We start from the raw sequence: 5,687 nt of genomic DNA on the forward strand, positions 1-5,687 counted from the left end.
TTGAGGGCCCAGAAGACACCCTGTTCATCGGTCTTAGCGATGCGAAGCAACTGATCGACGCTTCGCAGAAAACAGCGAAAGGTGACGGCGTCCAGATGCTCGGTCGCGATGTGGTTGCCACCTGGCTCAACTTCCTCGCCGGAAACAACATCGGCGATGCAGATACGGACGCAAAAAGCCCGCAGCATTATATCGACGACGCGGTCGACTGGCTGCAGACATTTGGTGGCAAGAACGGCAACGGTGCCCACAATAATCTGGCCGACAATTTGAAGACCGAGACGTTCGACATCTACGATCCGTCACATGCGGTGGTGAAGACGAACACGACGCAGTGGAATTCGCCGCAATTCGCCGGCGATAGCCATTCCGCAAGCCAGATGCATAACGCTCTCGATTACTACAATAATCACGGCCAGACCGGGCGGCACACAATATGCGCATGATCGTGACGACGGTACGTTCGCGACTGCGCTGAAAGTTGTTCAAAGTGCCGAATATGTGGGCCTGGCGGATTATCCGAGCGGGGATGCCGTCCATGACTCGTCTATCATGACAACTGAGCAGATGATGGTGGTCTAAGGACGGCTTGACGATGTCAGTAAAGGGGGGCGAATGAACGGACTACCGGAAGAAGAAACCGGATCCTTTCTGGTGCTCGAAAGGCGGCTGGGGTTATCGCCCTGGCTTGCCAAACCGATTGAGGAGAATCGCTGGCTTTATGCCCGCGTTCTCCTGGCGGCGGCGCTGATCAACATTTTTGCGATCTTCACCTCGCTCTACACGATGACTGTCTACGACCGGGTGATCCCGACAAGCGCCTATGCTTCGCTTATCGGGCTGACCATCGGCTTGGTGATCATCATCGTCTTTGATTTCATCATCAAGGGGTTGCGAGCCTATTTCGTTGATGTAGCGGGATCGCGCATCGACCAACGTGTTGGCCGAGAGATTTTTGCCAAGATATTGTCGATGCGGCTAGACCAGCGACGCGGCTCTATCGGCGGGCTTTCGGCTATCGTTCGCGAAGTAGATACCATTCGGGACTTCATGGCCTCTGCAACGATCACGGCGCTGGTCGATGTCCCGTTCATTTTCCTGACATTGCTGGTAATCGCTCTGATTGGCGGCAGTGTGGTCTGGGTTCCGATTATATTGATTCCGGTTGTGCTGTTGATTGGCCTGGCATTGCAGCCAGCGCTCCGCGCGCAATCGTCTCAGCTGCTCGGCAATTCACTTTCGAAACATGCTGTGCTTGTCGAAGCGATCGGTAGCCTTGAGACTGTCAAGGTTGCCGGCGCAGGACCAATGCTGGATATGCGTTACGACGGAGCGGTCGAGCGGCATTCTGCCGTATCCTTGCGGCAAAGAATTATCTCAAACCTTGGCATCAACAGCGCGATGAGCGCGCAATCGCTTTGTTATGCCGGGGTGGTTTTTGTCGGCGTCTTCAAGATTGCCGACCAGAGCATGACGATGGGGGCCCTCATCGCTTGCTCTATCCTGGCTGGGCGGGCTGTTGCCCCCCTGACACAGATCGCTCAGCTTTTGACCCGCGTGCATTCGGCCCGCAGCGCCTACAAGCAGATCGATGCTCTGATGGAGCAGCCCGACGAACGCAGCACACCGGGATTATCAGTGCCGATGCTGCTGGAGGGCGGAATCGAATTTCGCGACGTGGATTTCCGCTACCCCGACGCCGCCGAACTGGCGCTGCGTAATGTGAACCTGCGGATTAATCCTGGTGAGCATGTTGCGCTGATTGGTCCGATCGGATCGGGCAAGTCGACAATCGCAAAGTTGATTACCGGACTATATGAACCGGCATCCGGCCTGGTTCTCGTCGATGGTATCGACATCCGGCAAATGGAGCCGACGACATTCCGGTCGAAGGTAGGAACCTTGCTGCAGGACAATAGCCTGCTGACCGGAACCATTCGCGACAATATCCGTCTCGGGCGATCCGAGGACGACGAAGAACTGATGCGCGTGTCACAAATTGCGGGCGCTCATGATTTCATTGCAACACTGCCCCACGGCTATGACCTGCGGCTGAGTGACCGTGGCGAAGGACTTTCAGGAGGCCAGAGGCAGTCGATCGCATTGGCCCGAGCCATGTATGGCAGCCCGCCAATCATGGTCCTCGACGAACCGACTTCGGCTATCGATACCGATACCGAGGCTGCCGTCGTAAACCGGTTGAAAGAGGAGCTCTCGGGTCGCACCTTGATACTCGTCACCCACCGGCCTTCGCTGCTCGCACTGGTCGACCGTGTCATTCTTATGTCGCGCGGTCGCGTGGTTGTAGACGGTCCGCCCGACCAAATCGCGCAAAAAATATCCCTGCTGAAAGCACGTTAATGACTGAATTGGTCCCCTATGCCGCGATCCAGCGATATGAAGACCGTATATTGGCTGTCGAACCACGTCGCGCGGCAAATTTCTTGCTCTACCTGATCGCAACGCTTTTTCTTGTTGCTATCATCTGGGCCAGCTTCACCAAGATCGATAGAACTGTTCGGGCGAACGGCCAGGTCATTCCGAGCGCAAAGCTTCAAGTCGTTTCCAACCTGGAAGGCGGTGTTGTCGAGGCCATAAACGTTAAACCTGGTGATCGCGTGCAAAAGGGAGCGGCGTTAATCCGGTTGAGCCCGACGCTTTCCGGGGCAGCTTATGATAGCAGTGAGGCCGGGGTCAAAGCATTGGAGGCAAAGGCGGACCGACTGCGCAGTGAGGTTCTTGGTAAAACACCATCCTTGGCGTCTGCCAATGCGCAGGACGTACAGACGCAAATGGAGCAATCCCTATATGCCTCCAGACGGTCTGAATATTCCAGTTTGATTGCCGCTGCGGAAGCGCGGGTATCGCAAGCATCCCGCCAGGTAGCAGAAGCACAAGCCTCGCTGGCGGCTAAACGGTCCTCGTTGAATGCCGCCGAGCGCGAGCTCGATATGATCCGTCCGCTTGCTGAAAAGCTCATCGTTCCGAAAATCGATCTTGTTCGCGCCGAAAATGCGGCTTCGGTCGCACGCAGTGAGGTTGATGCTGCTAATTCGGCGCTGTCGCGCGCGCAGTCCGGCGTCGCAGAGGCACGCGCCAGCCTTGCCCAGCAGCGCAGCGACTGGAAGTCACGTGCCGCAAATGAACTGACGCAGGTGCAGGCCGATCTTGCCTCGCAGAAAAGCACCCTACCCGCACTTCAGGACAAGGTCAGTCGCACCGTCATCCGCGCACCCATGTCCGGCATTGTTAATCGGGTGCTGGTGAACACAGTGGGCGGTTCAGTCGCAGCCGGAGAACCTGTAGTCGAAATCGTCCCCGTCGAAACCGTTCTTTTGATCAATGCATCGGTGCGTCCTTCGGATATCGCCAATGTTAGGCTGGGTCAGAAAGCACGCATTGAAATAACCGCATATAATTCGGCAATTTTCGGCTGGATGCAGGGTGAAGTCGTCTCGATTTCTCCTGATGCGATTTACAACGAAGCTCTGAAAGAGAGCTTCTACTCGGTCGAGGTGCGAACAGTCGGCAAAGCTTTGAGCGACAGCAATGGCAAACCCAACCGCACCAGCAAATGGAAGTCCTCCACCGTCAGCCCGGTCACGGTCAGGAACAGGTCTGGTTCCAGCTTGGTGATCACATCCTGAACGCTGCCTGAAAATAGGTTTCGGGCGATTGCAGATTGCGCAGCATCAGGATCGACGACCATTGCGGCACTGTGACACCCGTGGTCAGCTTGCCGCAAGAGAGCGTGATCGACTTGCTGTCATGCCCGCCGCCAATGGCCTTGCGTACCGGATCAAGCGCAGCAAGCCCGATCCCTGCCGCCGTCCCTGCCGCGACGACAACCTTGTAGTCGTGCCAGAATATATTCTGCTTTTCCTCCAGCAGGTTGGCCATGGCCTGACACGATGCGACATTGGGCAGGAACCAGAAGGCGTGGTTGAGATAGGGCAACAGCCGCGCATTCTCATAAGGAAAAGGCGCCTTCGTACCCGATTTCAATTGGTCCACCGTCTGCGGGTTGTAAGAGCCTCGAATGATGTTCAGCCATTTCTGCACATCATCTTTGTGCTTGAACGTCGCGAGCACGCCAGTGCCGCTAGCCGAGAAAAACTCATTGAGATCAAACTCGTCAAACTCGCCCTGGCTGGCGATGGCGGTCAGCTCATCGGGCATCTGATAGGTGAACAGGCTGACCATCGGCAGCGCGCCATAGGGGTTGCGCTCGCCCGGATTGGCCGCGCCGAACGCCTGTTTGGCGCGCTGTTCGTCCGTGTAAGTCCAGTTGAAAATCTGCTCCTCAATGAACTCGCCCGTCCTGATCTGTCGAAACGGCGTGCCGGAGAGGTAGAGATAGGCACGGGTAGTGATCGGCAGGAAATCCGTCTCGGGCTCCAGAGGTTGCTGTAAATCCGCCGCCTTTTGGTTGATCCGCTCGATAAGCTTCTCCGTGCTCGCCGTAAGGGCGGCCTCTTCACGGGCGATGGCCTCTTCTTCACCTTCGAACAGCTCCTTGGCGCTCTCACGCCACGCGCCGAAGTGATATTCGTCGAAGACGACGAGATCCCAATTGATCTCGTGAATCCATTCGTTCCGCGCCTTGATCGCGCCGCCTTCCTTACCGAGCAAGTCCTGGAACGAACCGAAATAGACCAGGGGTGTGTCCTTGGGCACCGCGCGCGGGTCACCCCCGGTGTTTCGTGAGAGATATTGCCAGCCGTCGAAATCGACATGGTTTTCAAGATCGGTGCGCCAGGCATCCTCGACAGCGGGTTTGAACGTCACGACCAAGACGCGCTTTGCCCCCAGCCGCTTGGCGAGTTGATAGCTGGTGAAGGTTTTGCCGAAGCGCATCTTGGCGTTCCACAGGAAGCGCGGAACGGCGTTCGCATCCTCCTGCCAGCGCGACTGGAAATAGGCGTAGGTCTGCTCGACTGCCGCCGCCTGTTCTTCGCGGGGCGGGAAGGTTTCGTGATGGGTGCCAGCAAAGGTCTGGCCTGTCCGCAGCTCAGTCAGCACGGTGCGGACATCCGCAACGGTGCAGTGCATCCATTCAAGCTGCGCGTTGGCAAAGCCCTTGGCGGCGAGCGCGGCGCGGACGGCGTGATCGGTGATGATGCTGCCATCATCGCGCGCGGCGCTTTCATCGAGTTCGATGGTGTAATTGGTGATCGCCGCCGTCTTGAGCTGTTCGGCCATCCGGTTCGCAAATTCGGGCGGTGTAAACACCTCGTCGTTCGACAGATTGGCAATGCACGTCAGCACATCCGGATTGCGCCCGCGAAGGGGCGCGGGGAGCTGCACATTCATTGGACAGGCTCCGGCTCTTGCGCCGCAAGTTCGCGTATCGTCATGGGCGGGTAGCGGTCGGGCGTCGGCTGAAATATCTCATGGCGGCCCAATCCGGCAAACAGTGTTCCTTCTTCCCGGAACGCGGCCATGCCGGTCAGTCGGTCCAGCCGGAAATCACGGCGCTGAAACTTGCCCTTGCCCATATAGCCCCACTCAACCACCAAGATCGGATCACCAGCATGATCGCGCATTGTCATCGCGTCGCCGTGAATCAGATTCAGCGACAGAACATGCTCGGCGGCGCGATACAGCTCGTCGGCCTCTTTGAGTTTTAAATAGGCGGCGAAGACTTCAAGCATGTTTGCGCGGCATTCGGCGATATTGTCCGCCAG

4 protein-coding genes and 1 pseudogene are annotated in these 5,687 nt (G+C 57.3%); 3 read left to right on the plus strand and 2 right to left on the minus strand.

The genetic code is table 11. From position 1 onward, the window contains the following. The 3 genes from Q0239_RS16895 to Q0239_RS16905 all read left to right on the plus strand — a co-directional run. Window positions 1–446, plus strand: a 446-nt coding sequence (locus Q0239_RS16895; RefSeq protein ID WP_298605035.1) for a hypothetical protein, incomplete at its 5' end; no start/stop codon positions are given. A 169-nt stretch (window positions 447–615) separates the two neighbouring features. Next, the gene (locus Q0239_RS16900; RefSeq protein WP_298605037.1) at window positions 616–2,361 is read left to right on the plus strand and encodes a type I secretion system permease/ATPase; all 1,746 of its coding nucleotides are present in this window, start codon (window positions 616–618) and stop codon (window positions 2,359–2,361) included. Then, on the plus strand, window positions 2,361–3,647 hold the full coding sequence (locus Q0239_RS16905) for an HlyD family type I secretion periplasmic adaptor subunit (RefSeq protein ID WP_298605039.1): 1,287 nt from the start codon (window positions 2,361–2,363) through the stop codon (window positions 3,645–3,647). The genes Q0239_RS16900 and Q0239_RS16905 overlap by 1 nt, the downstream gene beginning before the upstream one ends. Here Q0239_RS16905 and Q0239_RS16910 read toward each other — a convergent pair. Then, a complete protein-coding gene (locus Q0239_RS16910) occupies window positions 3,637–5,313 on the minus strand; it encodes a DEAD/DEAH box helicase family protein (RefSeq protein ID WP_298605041.1) in 1,677 nt (558 codons plus the stop codon). The genes Q0239_RS16905 and Q0239_RS16910 overlap by 11 nt on opposite strands. Beyond that, a pseudogene (locus tag Q0239_RS16915) lies at window positions 5,310–5,687 on the minus strand (SAM-dependent DNA methyltransferase); the annotation flags it as partial. The pseudogene Q0239_RS16915 and the gene Q0239_RS16910, both read right to left, overlap by 4 nt.

The organism is uncultured Sphingorhabdus sp. (assembly GCF_937872355.1).
GTDB lineage: Bacteria > Pseudomonadota > Alphaproteobacteria > Sphingomonadales > Sphingomonadaceae > Sphingorhabdus_B.